18 protein-coding genes are annotated in these 17270 nt (G+C 64.9%); 12 read left to right on the top strand and 6 right to left on the bottom strand.

The genetic code is table 11. The annotated features are described in order from the left end of the window. The first annotated feature begins 340 nt into the window (after window positions 1-340). Window positions 341-1378, top strand: a complete 1038-nt coding sequence (locus ACZ6SF_RS22550) for a Rieske 2Fe-2S domain-containing protein (RefSeq protein WP_466064163.1) — start codon at window positions 341-343, stop codon at window positions 1376-1378. Then, window positions 1371-2342 carry a PDR/VanB family oxidoreductase gene (locus tag ACZ6SF_RS22545; protein WP_466064161.1) on the top strand — a complete coding sequence of 324 codons (972 nt, stop codon included), beginning with the start codon at window positions 1371-1373 and terminating at the stop codon, window positions 2340-2342. The genes ACZ6SF_RS22550 and ACZ6SF_RS22545 overlap by 8 nt, the downstream gene beginning before the upstream one ends. A gap of 39 nt (window positions 2343-2381) precedes the next feature. On the opposite strand, the gene ACZ6SF_RS22540 is transcribed toward ACZ6SF_RS22545, so the two are convergent. After that, on the bottom strand, window positions 2382-3533 hold the full coding sequence (locus ACZ6SF_RS22540) for a PucR family transcriptional regulator (protein ID WP_466064159.1): 1152 nt from the start codon (window positions 3531-3533) through the stop codon (window positions 2382-2384). Window positions 3534-3879: 346 nt separating this feature from the next. On the opposite strand from ACZ6SF_RS22540, the gene ACZ6SF_RS22535 reads away from it, so the two are divergent. From ACZ6SF_RS22535 to ACZ6SF_RS22520, 4 genes are all read left to right on the top strand, one after another. Beyond that, window positions 3880-4761: an alpha/beta fold hydrolase gene (locus ACZ6SF_RS22535; RefSeq protein WP_466064158.1), complete on the top strand. Its 882-nt coding sequence runs from the start codon at window positions 3880-3882 to the stop codon at window positions 4759-4761. A gap of 12 nt (window positions 4762-4773) precedes the next feature. Next, entirely contained in the window at window positions 4774-5637 is an 864-nt protein-coding gene (locus tag ACZ6SF_RS22530) for a VOC family protein (protein ID WP_466064156.1), read from the top strand. A gap of 26 nt (window positions 5638-5663) precedes the next feature. After that, the gene (locus ACZ6SF_RS22525) at window positions 5664-7457 is read left to right on the top strand and encodes an FAD-dependent oxidoreductase (protein ID WP_466064154.1); all 1794 of its coding nucleotides are present in this window, start codon (window positions 5664-5666) and stop codon (window positions 7455-7457) included. 449 nt (window positions 7458-7906) lie between these two features. Continuing rightward, entirely contained in the window at window positions 7907-8035 is a 129-nt protein-coding gene (locus ACZ6SF_RS22520) for a hypothetical protein (RefSeq protein WP_466064152.1), read from the top strand. Between the two features lie 368 nt (window positions 8036-8403). On the opposite strand, the gene ACZ6SF_RS22515 is transcribed toward ACZ6SF_RS22520, so the two are convergent. Both ACZ6SF_RS22515 and ACZ6SF_RS22510 read right to left on the bottom strand, forming a co-directional pair. Continuing rightward, window positions 8404-8913: a hypothetical protein gene (locus ACZ6SF_RS22515; RefSeq protein WP_466064151.1), complete on the bottom strand. Its 510-nt coding sequence runs from the start codon at window positions 8911-8913 to the stop codon at window positions 8404-8406. Window positions 8914-9027: 114 nt separating this feature from the next. After that, window positions 9028-9840, bottom strand: a complete 813-nt coding sequence (locus ACZ6SF_RS22510) for a hypothetical protein (protein WP_466064149.1) — start codon at window positions 9838-9840, stop codon at window positions 9028-9030. A gap of 365 nt (window positions 9841-10205) precedes the next feature. Between ACZ6SF_RS22510 and ACZ6SF_RS22505 the strand changes: the two genes are divergently transcribed. The 4 genes from ACZ6SF_RS22505 to ACZ6SF_RS22490 are packed head-to-tail and all read left to right on the top strand — an operon-like array spanning window position 10206 to window position 12428. Then, complete coding sequence (locus ACZ6SF_RS22505; protein WP_466064147.1) at window positions 10206-10526, top strand: WXG100 family type VII secretion target; 321 nt, start codon at window positions 10206-10208, stop codon at window positions 10524-10526. A 22-nt stretch (window positions 10527-10548) separates the two neighbouring features. Then, a complete protein-coding gene (locus ACZ6SF_RS22500) occupies window positions 10549-10845 on the top strand; it encodes a WXG100 family type VII secretion target (RefSeq protein WP_466064146.1) in 297 nt (98 codons plus the stop codon). After that, a complete protein-coding gene (locus ACZ6SF_RS22495; protein WP_466064144.1) occupies window positions 10842-12185 on the top strand; it encodes a DUF6883 domain-containing protein in 1344 nt (447 codons plus the stop codon). The genes ACZ6SF_RS22500 and ACZ6SF_RS22495 overlap by 4 nt, the downstream gene beginning before the upstream one ends. Before the next feature lie 9 nt (window positions 12186-12194). Then, window positions 12195-12428, top strand: a complete 234-nt coding sequence (locus ACZ6SF_RS22490; RefSeq protein WP_466064142.1) for a DUF4926 domain-containing protein — start codon at window positions 12195-12197, stop codon at window positions 12426-12428. 747 nt (window positions 12429-13175) lie between these two features. Here ACZ6SF_RS22490 and ACZ6SF_RS22485 read toward each other — a convergent pair. Together ACZ6SF_RS22485 and ACZ6SF_RS22480 are read right to left on the bottom strand one after the other, a co-directional pair. Beyond that, window positions 13176-13952, bottom strand: coding sequence for a hypothetical protein (locus tag ACZ6SF_RS22485; protein WP_466064140.1), 777 nt, complete (start codon window positions 13950-13952; stop codon window positions 13176-13178). A 333-nt stretch (window positions 13953-14285) separates the two neighbouring features. Beyond that, on the bottom strand, window positions 14286-15251 hold the full coding sequence (locus ACZ6SF_RS22480; protein ID WP_466064138.1) for an alpha/beta hydrolase: 966 nt from the start codon (window positions 15249-15251) through the stop codon (window positions 14286-14288). Window positions 15252-15299: 48 nt separating this feature from the next. On the opposite strand from ACZ6SF_RS22480, the gene ACZ6SF_RS22475 reads away from it, so the two are divergent. Continuing rightward, window positions 15300-15782 (top strand): MerR family transcriptional regulator, encoded by a 483-nt coding sequence (locus ACZ6SF_RS22475; protein WP_466064136.1) that lies wholly within the window; start codon window positions 15300-15302, stop codon window positions 15780-15782. Between the two features lie 8 nt (window positions 15783-15790). Here the strand turns inward: ACZ6SF_RS22475 and ACZ6SF_RS22470 are convergent, their stop codons facing one another. Beyond that, the gene (locus ACZ6SF_RS22470) at window positions 15791-15967 is read right to left on the bottom strand and encodes a hypothetical protein (RefSeq protein WP_466064135.1); all 177 of its coding nucleotides are present in this window, start codon (window positions 15965-15967) and stop codon (window positions 15791-15793) included. 82 nt (window positions 15968-16049) lie between these two features. Between ACZ6SF_RS22470 and ACZ6SF_RS22465 the strand changes: the two genes are divergently transcribed. Continuing rightward, window positions 16050-17267: an ABC transporter permease gene (locus ACZ6SF_RS22465; RefSeq protein WP_466064133.1), complete on the top strand. Its 1218-nt coding sequence runs from the start codon at window positions 16050-16052 to the stop codon at window positions 17265-17267. The last annotated feature ends 3 nt before the right edge of the window (window positions 17268-17270 follow it).

The raw sequence follows: 17270 nt of genomic DNA, 5'->3' as shown, positions 1-17270 counted from the left end.
GGTGTCGTGCTACCCCGGTCGCGGCAGGTGTTGACAGGACCGGAGCTGTGACCCACACTACATGTACTCATTAGTACAGAAATTAATGAGCTCCGGGTCTCCGTCTCCCGACGGTTTCGACCACAACCCGTCCGAGCCGTGTCGCCAACCCGGCCGCGACGCCTGTAAATGACTGCCGCCGTGCCGGTTTCGGTATCCAGGTGGGCGGTGGAGCCGTGTCCGGCCCCGAGATCGGGGCGGGGAATCCCGGGCGTTCACCCCGTTGATTCGTGGCATCGCCACGATCGCATTCGGTCGGAATCCGCTGGCCCGGTCGACCCATACGAGAAGGAATACGCCGATGAGATTTCTGCGCAACACCTGGTACATGGCGGCCTGGAGTGACGACCTACCGCCCGCGACTCTCTACCCGCGGACGATCACCGGAGTTCCGCTCGTGTTCTACCGCGCGACGGACGGCCGGGTGCGCGCGCTCATGGACCGGTGCCCGCACCGTTTCGCGCCGCTGTCGCGCGGCGAACTGCGCGACAGCGGAATCGCCTGCGGCTATCACGGTCTGGAATTCGGCCACGATGGTGTGTGTATCCGGAACCCGCACCCCTCCGGCAAGGTCCCGGCACGGGCCCGCGTCCGGTCGTACGCCGTGGTCGAACGCGACACGATCGCATGGGTATGGATGGGCGAGCGAGAACCCGATGAATCACTGATTCCCGACTACAGCATCCTCACCGAGGCCGAATGCGTGACCCGCCGGGACTACCTTCTCATGGACGCTTCCTACGACCTGATCGTCGACAACCTGCTCGACTGCAGCCATACGAGCTTTCTGCACCGGGGAATACTCGGCACCGACGGGATGATCGCAGCGCCGACGCGGATCGAGCAATCCGGTGACACGCTCAACGTGATCCGCCGAATCGGCAATGTCGAACCGCCGGCGATGTTCGATATGCAGTTCGAGCAGGACGGACAGCCTGTCGATACGTGGACCGACTTCCGCTGGAATCTGCCCTCGTCACTACTGCTCGATGTCGGCGTCACCGCCCCCGCCGCGCCCCGGGAGGCCGGCACCGGATACTACGGCGTCCACATCCTGACACCCGAGACCGAAACGACCACGCACTACCACACGTCGGCCGCGCGCTGGAATATCAGGCCCGGATCCGAAACCGACGACGTCAAGACCCTGATCTCCGATATGCGCAAGTTCGCGTTCGAAGAGCAGGACGAACCGATGATTCGAGCCCAGCAGGCGATCATCACCGCGACCGGCGCCGTCGACGGGGATCAGATCATGCTCGAAACCGACGTGGGCATCGTGCGGTGGCGCCGCATCATGGATCGGCGGCTGGCCGAGGAAGGTGTCCCTCATGTCTGACCGCCGCGTTCTCTCCGTCGTCGTCGACGCGATGCACCTCGAAACGGACAGCGTGGTCTCTCTTCGGCTGCGCTCCGCCGACGGGCGGCCGTTGCCCGCGAGCCGCGCCGGCGACCATATCGACGTCCATCTCGGGAACGGGCTGGTGCGGCAGTACTCGCTGTGCAACGGCATGGCCTGCTGCCCGCAGCGATACCTGATCGCGGTGAAACTGGATCCGGGTTCCCGTGGCGGGTCCGCGTTCATCCATCGCCGGATCCGAGTCGGCGACAAGCTCGACATCGGCTCGCCCCGGTCGAGCTTCGAACTCGTCGACGATGCCCCGGCGGTACTGATCGCCGGCGGTATCGGGATCACGCCGATCGCCTCCATGGCATACGAACTCGCCCGCGGCGACCGCTCGTTCGACCTGCACTACTTCGCACGTTCGCCCGACGAGGTCGTCTTCGCCGAACGGTGGGCCGAGCCGCGGTACCGCGCACGTATCCACACCGGTCTGGCGGAGCGCGAGACCGCCGCGCAACTGACCCGCATCCTCTCGGAGTCGCCCGAGTCCGCGCGGATATATGTTTGCGGACCCTCGGGATTCATCGAAACGACGCTCGATATCGCCCGCGCGGCCGGACGTCCGGAATCCGCCCTGCACTCGGAACTGTTCACCGCCACCGCGCCGGCGCAGGCGATCGCCCCGTCGGCGTCGAGCTTCTGTGTGCGGGCGACCCGGTCCGGTATCGAGACCGAGGTAGCCGCGGGCGAATCGATCGCCGAAGCGCTGACGCGCTGCGGGATCGAGGTCCCCCTCTCCTGCGAACAGGGGATCTGCGGAACCTGCGTTACCCCGGTACTCGACGGAATACCGGACCATCACGATGACTACCTCACCGACGACGAGAAAGCCGCGAACAACGAGATGTGCTTATGCGTCTCGCGGGCGAAATCCGCCGAACTCGTGCTCGACATCTGAACCGTGGCCCGCTCCCGCCGGCTCGTGGCGCCCGGGTCGCTACCCCAGGAACCCCGCCAGCCGCGCGACGCGCAATCCGGTATGCAGGTCCAGCCGGATGGCGCCGTCCGAGATATCGCATTCGGTCACCTCGCGGATTCGGTCGAGGCGGTAGTACAGGGTGCTGCGGTGCACGTTGAGCCGACGCGCGGTGCGCTGTACCTCACCGCCGTTGTCGAGATAGGACTCGAGTGTCGCGGCGAGTTCGCGACCGTTGGGTGCCGCGAGCAGGCGTTGTACCCCCGCCGGGAAGTCGTTGGCGGTCAACCGCTCCATGGGAAGTTGTAGCAGGAGCCGATCGACCTGCAGGTCCTCCCAGAACACTCGGCCTCCGTAGCGAGCCGGATCGAGAATCGATGCACGGCAGGCGATCTGCCCCTCGTGGTAGGACTCCAGGGCATCACCGAGGGACCGCTTCACGCTGCCGACTCCCGCGATGACACGGTGGAGCGCGGGCACCCCGAGTGTCTCCACGAGCCGATCCCGATGAACGGACCGGGGAAACAGTACGACGGCCTCCGAGCCGAGTACGGCGCCGAGTACACGAACCGTCGTCGCGCGCGAGACGAAGTCGAGCAACGCCTCGGCCGCGAGGCCGGGCAGCGAACGCGGCAGCGGATCGGGGGCCTGCAGGACGAGCACCGAATAGTGCGGTACGTCCTCGATCAGGCCTTCGCGTAGCAAGGCGTCCGCGGCCCGCGTCCGGTCGGTCCGCGACTCGCTCAGCAGGGCCGCGAGCAGTGCCTTCGCGCGCTCGTCGTGGTGGCGGCGATTCGCGAGGCGAACCGCGAGCATCGCCCCTATCTCCGCGGAGGCCGACTCGATGGCCGCGGTCGCGTCCGGGGTGAGTTCGGCCTGGTCCGCCGCGTAGTACAGATAGCCGAGCAGCCGCTTCTCGTGCCGTAGCGGTATCACCATCCGGTCGGGGTCCGCGGGGATCCGCACCGGACGTTTCGCCTCCGGCAATCCGAGCTCCTTCACTGATGCCGCGGTGAGCACCGTCGACGAACCGGCGAGCAGCTGCGCGAGGTGGGCGCGGTGCTCGTCGGTGTCGTGGAGGCTGTACGCCGCGACCTTCAGGTCCAGGTCCAGCACCACCAGTGGTGTCCGCAGGCTATCAGCGAGGTCCTGGATCGAATCGTCGAGACTCATCAGCGAATGCTTCCCTTCTCCCGGCGCTGTCCGACACGGTGTCGGACCAGGCCATCGGCGCCGACGCCGACGCCGATGCTTCCCAGCCACCGCCGGCGCCGGTGAACATACTCGGACCTGCGAATTTCGACAATATGTCGGCCTCTCATCCTGCGCCGCCGCACGCCGGGAGTCTTCCGACAATCTGTCGGATTCCGATGGCAAAGCGTCGACAGATCGACCGAAGCGGAGTGTGGCACCTGCCCCCTATCGTGAGGTGCATCACAGCGGGCGTCGCGAATCCTTCCGCAATCGAGCGAAGTCATGACGCCGCAATCCCAACGAACAAGTGAGGAATCGATTCAGCATGACCGCTACCATCGAACGGGTCGTCGACACCGGTGGGTACCGAACCCACCTGCTCGACTCCGGCGGTGAGGACCGCGAGACCGTCATCCTGCTCCACGGCGGCGGCGTCGGTGCCACCGCGCAGTCGAACTGGCAGGACTTCATCCCGGAAATCTCCGACCGGTACCGCGTCCTCGCCCCGGACCTCGTCGGCTACGGGCGCACCGACCACCCCGAGGACGGGCCGGCGAGCCTGCTCGGCTGGATCCGGTTGCGGGTGGATCAGGTGCTCGCCATCATGGATTCGCTCGGCATCGCCCGCGCGCATCTGGTCGGCAACTCGATGGGCGGCGCCCTGGCGATGCATCTGGTGCTGGCCGCGCCGGAACGGTTCGAGCGAATCTCGCTGATGGGCAGCGCGGGCGGGCAGGTCAACCCGACGCCCGAGATCATGAGGCTGGTGTCCTTCTACAAGGATCCGTCGGTCGAGGCGCTGCAGAACCTGATGACATGGTTCGTCTACGACGAGAACCGGCTCGACCGCCCGATCTCCGAGATCGTCGCCGACCGGCACCGCGAGGCGATGCGTCCCGAAATCCGCCGATCCTACGAACGCTTCTTCTCCTCCTCGCCCGCGGAGGTGGCGGTCCCGCCGTCCGCGCTGCGCCGGATGACGCATCCGTTCCTCGTGGTGCACGGTCGTGAGGATCGTTTCGTGACACCGGATTCCAGCGTGTACCTGCAGCAGCACCTCCCGAATGCGGACCTGTACGTGTTCGCCCACTGTGGCCACTGGGTCCAGATCGAACATCGGCGCCGGTACGCGGCGCTCCTGCTGGACTTCCTCGCCACCGACGAAACCACTGCCCGCCGCGTAGACGATCTCGCCCACATCGGATAGGACCACGACCCCATGGATATCAAGCAACTCGGCTATCTCGGCCTCTCGGCTCGGTCGCCGGAGGCCTTCACCACCTACGCCACCGATATTCTCGGCATGCAGCGGGTCGCCGGGGAAGACGGCGCCACGCACTTCCGGATCGACGACCGCCACCACCGGGTCACCGTCGAACACGCCGATACCGACGGTGGTGCGTTCTACGGGTGGGAGGTCGACGACGCCGCCGCGCTGAGCGCGGCGATGGACGAGCTCTCCGACCACGGCGTACAGGCCGTGGAGGCGAGCGCGCGGGACCTCGAGGTCCGGCGGGTCGCCGGGATGGTGCACTTCCGCGACCCGGCGGGCAACCGGGTGGAGCTGTTCCACGGCGCGGTGACAGGTGACGGCGAATTCACCTCGGCGCGTGGCGATATCGATCGTTTCATCACAGGCGATCTCGGGCTCGGGCACGTCGTGCTCGCCAGTCCGGATATCGAGAAGGTGCAGGATTTCTACACCGACGTGCTCGGGTTCAAGATCAGCGACACCATGCGCAGCCCCTTCCGCGCGACGTTCATGCACACCAACCCACGGCACCACAGCATCGCGTTCGTGGACGGTCCGGCCTTCGGCATCCACGAGCCGTTCCTGCACCATTTCATGCTCGAGGTGCCCGATATGGACCAGGTGGGACGCACCTACGATCTGGTGCTCGACCGCGACGTGCCGGTGGCGATGTCGCTGGGCCGCCACACCAACGACCAGGTGTTCTCCTTCTACGCCCAATCCCCGGTCGGTGTGCACACCGAAGTCGGCAGCGGCGGGGTCCTGATCGACGACGACACGTGGGAAGTCGTCGAGATCCCCGGCCCCGACCTGTGGGGCCACCGGCACTGACCGCACCGACCATCAGGAGAACGGAAATGAACAGCACAATCGTGGACACCGAAGTCCTCGTCGTCGGCGCGGGCCCGGCCGGTTCGGCGGCGGCCGCTCTGCTGGCGACCTACGGAATCGACACCATCATGCTCAACAAGCATGGCGGCGTGGCCAACTCGCCACGGGCGCACATCACCAACCAGCGTGCCGTCGAGGTCTTCCGCGACCTCGGCCTCGAACAAGAGGTGATCACCCAGGCGACCCCGCAGCACCTCATGGGTGAGCACGTATACGCGGCCAGTATGACCGGACGTGAGTTCGGGCGGCTGCGGACCTGGTACACACACCCCAGCTTCAAGGCCGAACACGATCTCGCCAGCCCCTGCTCGGTATGCGACCTACCGCAGAACCTGCTCGAACCGATCCTGATCGGGGCCGCGTCGGCGCGCGGCGCGTCGGTCCGGTTCCACACCGAACTGATCGACTTCGAACAGGACGAGACCGGGGTGACCGCCCGGGTGCGCGACCGGCTCAGCGGCGGCGAGTACACCATCCGCAGCCGCTACCTCATCGGAGCGGACGGCGGTAACTCGACGGTCGCCCGGCTGCTCGGGCTGCCGATGGTCGGCGAGATGGGCCACGGCGGATCGATCAACGTCGTGTTCGATGCCGATCTCACCCGGTTCGTCGAACACCGCCCCGGCGATATGTACTGGTTCCTCCAGGCAGGAAGGGGGCACGACGGCAACGGTATCGGGGTGCTGCGGATGATTCGCCCGTGGACCAAGTGGATGGGCGTCTGGGGATACGATCCGGCCGCGGGCAAGCCGTCGCTCACCGAAGCCGAAGGTGTCCGCATCGCCCATCAGCTCATCGGCGACGACACCGTGCCCGTTCGAATCGAGTCCATGTCCACCTGGGCCGTCAACGAGGTCTACGCCGAGGACAATATGCGCGGCCGTGTGTTCTGTGCCGGTGACGCCGTGCACCGGCACTCGCCGATGAACGGGCTCGGCTCCAACACCTCCATCCAGGACAGCTACAACCTGTGCTGGAAGCTGGCGATGGTGCTGCGCGGCGAAGCCGCCCCCACACTGCTCGACAGCTATCGCGAGGAACGGGTGCCCGTCGGCAGGCAGATCGTCGATCGCGCCACCCGGAGCAACGCGCTGATGGGTCCGCTGTTCGGTGCGCTGCAACTGCCGCCCGCGCCGGACGACCAGTCGATGCGGGAGGCCGTCGAAGCTCTCGAAGCGCCGACCGCCGACGGAGCGGATAGGCGCCGCGCGTTCGACTCCGCGATGCAGGCCACGCTCATGTGCTTCAACACCCACGGGGTGGAGACCAACCAGCACTACGTGTCCGGATCGGTCGTCGCCGACGGCACCCCCGAACCGGCATCCACCGTGGACGAGGAAATCCACTACGTCTCGACGACTCGGCCCGGGCGGCATCTGCCGCATGTGTGGCTCACCCGCGACGAGCGTCGCGTCGCCCTGTTCGATCTGTGTGGCAAAGGCAGTTTCACGGTGCTCACCGGGTTGTGCGGCGAGGCATGGCGGGCCGCCGCGGCGAGCGTATCGCAGCGGTTCGGAGTGCCGATCCGGGTGCAGACCATCGGGCGTGGTGGCGATTTCGAGGACACCTACGGTGACTACGCGCGGCTCTCGGAGGTCGGTGAGGACGGAGTCGTGCTGGTGCGCCCGGATCACATCGTGGGCTGGCGCGCGCAATCGCTGGTCGCGGATCCGGCGCAGGCGCTGACAGCGGCGTTCGAGCAGATCCTCGGGCGGGAAGCGACCGCAGTCGACGCGGAGTTGGCCGCCGCCAGGGCGTGAGCGCACGACGTCGGCCGGCAGCGATACCCGGCACCCCGGGCGGGAAGTCACCGTAGCGGGGCGGGCGTCGTCGGCCAGTCCGTGCGGCGGGGTACACACCGCACGGGTGGTATCGGTGTCGAGCACGGCGCCGAGCAACTCCGCCCTGGCGCTGCGCGAAGGCGGCGGTACCGCACCGAGCAGAAAGTGCACAGGCGAACGCACGCCTCGGTCGCCCTCGAAGCGAGGGCGACCGAGGTATCGCCTCATCTGCCCGAGCGCTCGAACTACTCGGAGCGTTCAATTGGACCAGTCAGTGGAAGGACGGGGCATAGGGTTCGGTGCTTGCCACGACCAAGGTCCGCCTCCGGTGTCGACCGGCGAAAGCCGCTCCGTCCGATGAACCGATGTCCGGGGTGCACCTACAGTGGCCTTTCTGCCTGAGCGTTGGGGCAGACCAGGAGCTACGCTTGCTTGATATCCAGGACTTTTCGGTGGTTGAGCGCGTGGGCGTAGTGGTCGATTTCCCCTCCGGACACAACCACTACACCCACGGGCGGTTAGGGGAGGGCTTCGGCTTCGACCGTTCGCGTGGCTGAAAGTTGGTTTCAAGCCGCAGCGTTGATAAAATTTCTCGCTTGTTGGCCGGTTCAGCTAGGCGGATCGTGAGATAGACGCCCGGGACCGGCCGGAGCGTCCAGTCAGCGGTCACGCGGACGGCCTCTCGGAACGGATACTGGTAGAAGCGAGCCGCCTCCGTGTGTGAACGCTCAAGCGATGCGGAGGAACCGTACATTCTCGCTGAGTACTCGGCTTGCGCCGTCGAGATCGGCGAGTCGAGCGGAGGCGGTCGCTCCGGCGAGATCAAGTGGGAGCACATCGGAGAACTTCAGTCCGTCCACAGCCCGACTATCAACGGTGGGCAGTTCGAGATCGGGGAGTGCGGCGCGTGCTGTCGTGAGAGTAATCAGCCATTCCTCGGCTGTGCGATACAGCTTGTCGGCGGCATCGAACAGCACCTTCTTATCTGCTGTGAACGGCCGGTCGCCGCCGCGGGCGAGCTGCTCGTACAGGTCGCCCACCGGCACCAGATCGCCGAGGCGCAGATCGCCGCGGTGATCGGCGAGCAGCTGGCCATGACCTTGAGGCCGGTACGTGACCGCTGCAGGGCCGCCGAGATATGCACCAGTGTGTCGAGGAACGCGGGTGAGAACGGGTAGCTGAGCCGGAACAACGACTCGTCGGCCCCTGTGGTGCCCTTATCCGACCCCAGCGGCGTGTCCCAGACCTGCGGGCCGAGCTTCTTGGTGCGCTCGAACGCGGCGTCGATCTGTGCCGCGGCTTCGTCGCCGCGCGGGCGCAGCAGCCGTGTCCGGGCGATCTCGGGCAGGGTGCGGTCCTCGAGCCGGATCACGTCGAACCGGCCGGAGGCGAGGTTCAGCGTGTCCTGGATGGAGGCTTCGGTCGCGCCGGACAATTCCTCGCCGACGAGTTCACGCAGGTCACGCTGGCGGGCGATGAACGAGACGATCGGGATGGCCCGCCGGGTGTCACCGCCCTCTTTCAGATTGGTGATCTTCCCGGCTTCGTTCTAGACGAATTTCTGGTCGTGGATCAGTCCGGCGAGCCAGAGGATCAGTTCGTCGAGAAACAGGATCAACCCGTCGTAGCCGAGGGATTTCGCGTGCTGGGAGGTCACCCCCAGCCCGGCGTCGAGCGAGACGAAGCCCTGTTCGTTCTCGGCGGCGTCCCGGATGAAACCGGGGAGCCGGGTAATGGTGGCGTCGTTGACGAGCTTGCCCCGGAAATCCTGGGGAGTGGCGGGCTCCACGAGATTGAGTTTCGGCGCGGGCCGGTCTTCTCGGCCGTCGTCGTAATACTCGGCAGCCGAGAGCACCAGGTCGAGGTTGTCGGTCGTCCAGAACGCCGACGAATCGGAATCCCCCCACTCGTCTTCCTCCACATCTGCCGAATTCCGGTTGAGGGCAGCGAGAAAAGCGTTCTCGCCCATGGTTTCCCGAAGGTGACGCAGACTGGTGAACAGCGCGTCGGTGCCGTACACCAGCGGTACCGAAGTCTGCGGGTGTAGCCGCTGCACATGGTCGACGTAGCCGCCGAGCACCCGCTGTTCCATCGTTTTGGCGCCGATCATGTGATACGGAACCATGAGGAACTTCTTGTCACCGTCGAGCAGCCAGGAGTGTTTGGTGAGCAGCTGATCGAACTCCGTCCGGCTGCGGGCGGCGATGTCGCCGTGGACCAGCGCGTAGAGCACCGCCATGAAATGCGATCTTCCGGCACCGAATGAACCGTGCAGGTAGGCGGGTTTGGAGGTGTTCCCGTCGAGCGCCGATTTGATCAGCGAGAGGGCTTCGTCGAAGTTGCCGGCCAGCCGATCGGTCACGACGTAGTCCCGTAATGCCTGCCCGATTGCCCTCGTCGGTGACCGCTTTCGCCAGCTCGAGCACGAAATCGGAGGTGCTGATCGACTCCCTGATATCGATCGACTCCCGCAACAGCGGCTGCTGGCTCATGCACTTCCCTCCCTGATCCGGCAGTACTCGGTGTGCGAAGCCGCCCCTGCGCGCGGTTCCGAGCATGTGGTGGCTCGGCCTCCTTACCCGCACTGCATGGTACGTCGCGACCGCCGGACGAACGTTACCGATCGCGCGGCGGCATGCTTCGAATCGGGCTCGCCGACATCGCTCCGACGGGCGTGCCGACTCCGCGGTAGGGTGAGCCGATCGTCGCAAGTTCTGGGGGTGCATTGTGTCCGAAACCGAGGATCGGGGTCCTGCGCTACAAGTAGTTCCGGACGAGGTAGTCGACGCGGGCCAGTTCGTCCAGCAGACAGCGGACGCATTGGTGACCGCATTGGGTTCTCTGGATACGGATATCGACGGTTTCCTCGAAGTCTGGAAGGGCGTTTCGGCCACGTCGTATCGGGCAGGGTGGCAAGAGGCGAAGCAGGGGGCGATAACGGTGTTGGACGCTCTGGCGAACATCGCGGAGTTGCTCGGGGTCAACAGCCGAACCTACGTCGAGCAGGATGACAGCAACTCGCAGAGCTATGGCTCGTTGAACATCTGAGCGAGTCGAAGGAGGGGATGCATTGGACGAAACAGCGTTTCAGGTCGATCTGGCGGAGTTGGAGGACATCACATCACGTGTAGGGAACTTCGTCGGATTCCTGGCCGACAGCCTCACCGGTCTCGAGCAGCGGATGGGGGCACTGCACCAAACCTGGAGCGGTGAAGCAGCGATCGCCCATGCGGATGCGTTCCGGCAGTGGGCGGCGGGGGCGACGGATGTCGCAGAAGGGATCGATGTCATGCGGCAGGCGGCCGTGGCTGCGCGTGACCGGTATACCGCTGCGATCGAGGCGAACCGGCAGATGTTCGGGCGATGACGTTTATCAGCGTTGCCCCGAGCGTCTACTACGAGGCGGCGACGATTTGCAGTTCTGCGGCAGTCGCATTCTACGGCGTTGTACGTACACAGTTCGGCAAGCTGGCGTTCGATACGAAAGATATGGCCGGCAGTATCGGTGAAGGTAGGACGTGGGCGGAATCCTACGATCGGGAGACGACCGACGTATACCTTCTGTTCAAGAATTTGATCGGCGCAATAGACAACTATGCCGATATTCTGATAGAGGCTGGCTACAACCACGCGATCGCTGACTACGACGGGAACGGTCCGGTACCTCAGCGTCCCGCTACCCCACAACCCGCGTTCATGGCTTGTCCGGCGACGCCGGCCTCGGCGGGCGGTCCGGGCAGTGGACTGGTAGACGATGGCCTGGACCTGGCAACCCAGATCGGAGTGCCGATTCCTGATGGAGATGCCGATAAGCTGGGTAGGGCTGCTTCGTGCTGGAGCGCCATGGCGACAGATTCCGCTACCACTGGCCTCTCCTCGGAACTGGAGCGGGCAGCTGTTCTGTTCCAGACAGTAACGGCGCCTGATGCCTCGTTCATCGATGAAGATCTGCGGGAGATGAAGTCGGCTGCTGAGGACCTGGTCGAAGCTTTCGCCGACCTCGCAACAGCGTGCCGCGATCAAGAAACAGCGCACCGAAAGCAACGCTCGGAGCTCGCGGCAGTTCTCGAGCAGATGGCACTCGATATCGGGCAGGATATCGCTGTCGACCTCGTTCTGTACGTTGGTGCGTCGGTCGTTTCCTTCGGAATGGGAGCGGCGGCAGTTACGGCAATCCGTGGCGGGCGCTACGTGCAGAAGGTTGCCGGTTACGTTGGCAAGCTACGCAAGGTGATCGACGATTTCAAGATCAAAACTGTTGTTTTCATCAAGAAGTCGGCCGCGGCGACAGCTCAACGGATGCAGCGCATCATGGATCTGGTCAAAAAGCGCGGCGACGAAATAGGTGATCGGAAACCGGACGCCCCGAGCTCAAAGGCTCCCACGCCAGGATCTACTGAAGATAGTGTCAACAAGAAGCTGACGAACTATCTTCTGAACCAAGATCACCCCGTCGGCGGTCCGAAGGCAAAATGGTTCGAACAAGCTCTTGGATATACCAAGGAAAATCAGGCCGATCTGGAGCGTCAGATCAAGTTCGATCCCGATACTGCTGTCGAGACCGGTACGACACAATACGGAACCAAATACAACCAGACTATTCCGATCGTTGGGGCGAATGGCAAGACGATCGAGGTCAATTTTGCTTGGATCAAAAATGAAGACGGCGTTGTTCGGCTGGTGACCGCGATCCCGTCCAAAAAGTAGAGGAGTGGAGTGTACAGCGAAGGTGATGTGGTGAAACTCGTGCACGCAGTGTCCCCCGAAACCCGGGATTTCTGGCCTGAATCAGGTAGCGGAGAAATACCTGCCGACACTGCGGGGGCAGTGGTAGCCGTCTATGGATCAGACTCTCGTGACGCGTCATACGAAGTGGAATTTGTTGCTGCCGACGGTGCTACGCTCGGAATAGTAACGCTGACCGATAACGATATAAGACCTTTCGGTTGAATACGCGGCCGCGAATACACGGACCCACCAAGTACGGCTGGGTAGCCGATGGATCCTTCGACGGCGATGATTGTCATGTGCATACAAGGAGAGGCGACGTCATGGATAGCGCTGAGTTGGTTGCCATCATCGAACTGGATGCCAATTCGAACGAGGATGCCTGGACACAGGCAAAGTGGATCGGGAAGCTCGAGGCATGTCGGGCTGCCGGAATAACGGATCGCCGGGAAGTCGAACGAACTACCGTGAGTTGGCTCGCCGGCGGGTTCGGGTTGGTCGTCACGGGGGCCGACGGTCGTGCGTATGAATCTCGGATAGTTACGCGCGAAACGGGAGGTCCACCGACAAATATTCCGTTGAGGACTCTCCGTCCGGGCGACGCTGGCTGGCCTTCGTAGCAGGAGTTGGACCAGCGCAGGCTCAGCGGTGGAGGTAGAGGCGTTCGTTGGGGGGCGGGGGAGGCCGATAGTGGTGCGCCCCGCAACAGGAGCAGAGGAAGCCGAGATCACCGATCATGACGCGAAGCCTAGATCGTGGTATCTCGAAGATCGAGCGTCGCATGGTCATCTCCGAAGTCGGGGATCCCTTCTCCCCGCTGGGGGCCTTTATCGTGCGGTGGTGTGGCCGATAGTCGGTTGCGTCCCGGCGCAGGCAGGTCGTCACGATAGGCACACGCCGTCTTGGTCGTTGGACGTCGGCTCCTCGACGAGTGGCTCGAAGATAGAGTGGATCGCCCGGTTTGCGGGACTACAGGTCGTTCGGTGCCCGGGGATCTGTTCTCTGTTCGTTGGCCGGTGTGGCTACTGCGTCGGGCGGAAGTTTGCGGGGCGGGTAGATCGGATACGGGTGGTGGCCGAACAAGTAGTCGCGAAAGGCTCGCAGATATTCGTGCTGTTGCCGTTGATCGAGGAACTCGGTCGTACTCGGGTCGAACCAATCGCTGGGCGGCGGGCGCCGTGCAATCACGTAGTCGAGAGCCTCGCGCACCATGTCCCCGTAGCTCGACTCCTCGGCGATGGCCTTGCGCAGGTCGGGTGCGTAACGCCACATCTGATCGCCGAGATGGGTGTAGGGCAGGTTGCCGACCGGCCACAGCAGACTGTCGACATGCGGGATTTCGTCCCACCACTCCGGCAAGGGATCGGGGCGGACGGTGGCCCCGGCTTGTCCGGGTGAATCGGTGAGGCGTCTCGGGCCGCGGGCGGGTACGGCGGGGTTTCGGCCGACGCCGCGGGGACGCCAGAGCGGCCCGGTCCGCAGGTTGCTGGGCGGATACCAGACGCCGCGCCACACCGGGACTCCGAGACCAGGAGGGTTGACCGGAGGTTTCTCGGCCAGCGAGATGTCGGCTCTGATGTGGCGTACCGGGGGCAATTCGGCGTCGTCGGGGAGCAGATCCGCCGCCATCGACAAACAATCGCGTTCGTCGAATCCGGTCACACCGACGCCCTGGCTCAGCTGTGGCCAGAGAAAGGGATCGTGCTCCAGATCGAATTCGATCCAGTACCGCCGCACCGTGGGCATATACGCTCTCCTCCGTCGCGCTCGTTTCCGAGCGCTCACCCACGCTACCCACCTCCGAGCAGTATCTACCGCTTGATAACAGCGCGACGAATCCCGGTTCTGGCCCCAGTCGATCAGGCCCCGCACATCGTCGGCGCGACTCCTTTGAACGCGTAGCCACACGAGCCACCCAGAGCTGAACCTCCACCGGCACCACCCGTCCGACACAGGGGTAGTGGTGTAGCCGGCCGGGATCCGGCGTCGAGATCAATTGATGAACAGCGGTGGGGCGGCGAGCCAACGGATGCCGCCCCGACGAGGGTGATCTCGTTTTGCCGAGTGGACAAATCCTCCCTACTTTTCGGAAGCCTCGGCGAATGCCCGGCGTAGTGCGAGGGCGGCTTCGGATCGCGCTGTGGCACTGACGTCGAACGGATGGCGCGCGAACTCGTGGATCATTCCTGGGTAGCGGCTGACCTCGACCGGTACCCCGGCGCGGGCCAGCGCGGCGGCGTACTCTTCGCCCTCGTCCCGCAGCGCGTCGTATTCGGCGGTGATGACCAGCGCCGGCGGTAAGCCGGAATGGTCGGTGGCCAGCAGCGGCGAGACACGCGGATCGAGCTTTTCCTCGGCGCCGTGCAGATAGTTGTCCATGAACCAGTGCTGGCCCGCGCGCGTGATGTTTCCGTATCTCCCGGCGAACTCCTTGATGCTGATATTGCTGCGCCGAAAATCCGTATCGGGGTAGATGAGCAACTGGAAGGCCAGCGGTGGTCCTCCGAGATCGCGTGCCATATGCGTAACGACCGCGGCGAGATTTCCTCCGGCGCTGTCGCCCGCGACCGCGATCCTGTTTCCGTCGGCGCCGAAACTATCGGCCTGTGCGGCGACCCACTTCGTAGCGGCGAAACCCACATCCACTGCAGCGGGGAATTTATGCTCCGGCGCCAAGGGATAGCCGACCGAGACGACGACGGCGGCGGCGCCGTTGGCGAGGTTACGGCACAGGCCGTCATGGGTATCGAGGTCGCCGACAACGAACCCGCCCCCGTGGAAGAAGACCACCACGGGCATAGGCGCCACACCGGCCGGAGTGTAGATCCGGATCGGGACCTGGTGGCCTGCCAACGAGATGACACGGTCCTCGCTCGCGGCGACCGGTTCCGGTTCGCCGAGCATCGGGATCTGGCGTCGCAGTCCCTCGCGTGCCTGCTCGGGTGTGAAGGTGTGTAGTTCCGCGAAGCCTGCGCGCGAGATTCGTTCCAGATATGTCTGCACCTGGGGATGCAACCCCGATGTGGGTGTGTTCGCTGTGCTCATGCAGCTATCCTTCAACTTGAAGCATGGTTCAAGTCAAGGAGAACAGGCATGGAACTACTCGATATCGCCGAGGTGGCCGACCGGTCCGGGTTGGCGCCGTCGGCCCTGCGGTTCTACGAACGGCGCGGACTCATCGACTCGGCCGGCCGCAACGGGCTGCGCCGCACGTTCGATCCCGACGTACTCGATCGGCTGACGCTCATAGACTGTGCGCGTGGAGCAGGTTTCACCCTGGCCCAGATCCAGCGGTTCCTGACCGCGACGCCGGACGACACGGAATTACGCGCACATCTCGCGCGACGGGCGAGCCAACTCGACCACGACATCGCCCGGCTGACCCGCATGCGCGACAGCCTGCACCACGCGGCGATCTGCACCCATGAACCCTTGGTCGAATGCCCCCAATTCAAAACGACCATCGCCGACACCGACAACGCGCGCGCAGCAGCCTCGTCGACTGCCATCGGCCTCATGGCCGCTGGGCCGATGGACCCTCCGTCGGCCGCGCGTCAGGGATCGCTCGGCTCCTGATGGGCACCTCAGAAAGCACCGGCTATGGGTAGCGGTGGGGGTCGGTAGGCGTCCGCGAGGGTCTGGTCGCCGGTCGACTGGGCGATGAGCAACCGGGTGGTCTCGAGCAGGTGATCGCGCATCGTGGCGGCGCCGGCGGCAGGGTCGCTGTTGCGCAGTGCGACGAGGATGCGCTCGTGGACCACCAGGATGTCGTCGCGATGGGCGCATCCGTGGTGAATTCGCCGCGGGGGGCGCCTCCGCGATACCGCCGAAGAGGGTATCCCCGTGGTGGTTTCGAGCTCGGACAATGTCGAGCTCGCCGGATTGTGTGACCGGGTACTGGTGTTCTCGCACGGCCGGATCGTCGAGGAACTCTCCGGCGAGATGCTCACCGAGCACGCCATCACCGAAGCGTCACTGACCGCGGGTCGTGGCGAAGCCCCGGTTTCCGAAGCCGCGGCGGCGACCGGCTCGATCAGTGGATTCCGGAGGTTCATCGCGAGCCAGCAGACGCCCAGCCTGGTGCTCCTGATCGCCGCTCTCGTGCTGGCCACGATCAGCTACACCCACAGTGAACGGTTCCTCTCCGCGTTCAATATCGGCAGCATGCTGGCTTTGCTGGCGCCGATCCTGTTCATCGCCGCCGGGCAGCTGGTGGTGATGCTGACCGGTGGTATCGACCTGTCGGTGGGGCCGCTGGCCGGAACACTGGTCGTTGTCGCCTCCTTCTTCGTGGTCGAAGGTTACGGCTGGGGTTGGTGGGTGCTGGGATTCGTGCTGATGGCGGCACTCGCGCTCGTCGTCGGCCTGCTCAACGGGTCCATGATCAGGTTCGCGCGGGTGAGCCCGGTCGTGGCCACCTTGATCACCTATACGGCGCTGCAAGGGGTTTCGCTCGTCCTGCGGGATGCTCCCGGTGGTGACATTGCCCTCGATGTCGTGGATGTGCTGAACACCCGGATCGGGCCGATTCCGGTCGCGGTGCTGATCGGTGCCGGTCTGCTGGCCTCGCTGGAATACCTGTCCCGGCGCAACTCCGCCGGGCTGCGGCTGCGTGGCGCGGGTTCCGACGAGTCGGCGGCCCACTATCGGGGTATCCCGGTCGGGCGGGTGCAATTGCTGGCCTATATCGCGAGTTCGCTGCTCACCGCTGTCGGTGCGTTACTGCTGATGTCGCAGATCGGTGTCGGAGATCCCACGGCCGGTCTCACCTACACCCTCACCTCCCATCACCCCGGTGGTGCTCGGCGGCGCCTCCATCTTCGGTGGTCGCGGCAGCTTCATCGGTGTGCTGCTCGGGGTGCTGTTCCTGCAGCTGATCGAGAACTCGACGATTTTCCTCGGGCTCTCCCAAGCATGGCAATACCTGTTCGTCGGCATCATCGCGCTGGCGGCGACGGCGCTCTACGCGCAGGTCCAGCGGCACACCGCCAGGTAACCCGGTCGAGCGGCACCGAGGGCGCCCCCGGTCCACCGGGCTACCGTCGCCGACATCGCCGGTAGCCC

This window comes from Nocardia sp. NPDC049935, from assembly GCF_055586645.1.
The sequence above is the reverse complement of the archived record's forward strand: the minus strand, read 5'-3'. Positions and strand labels throughout refer to the sequence as shown.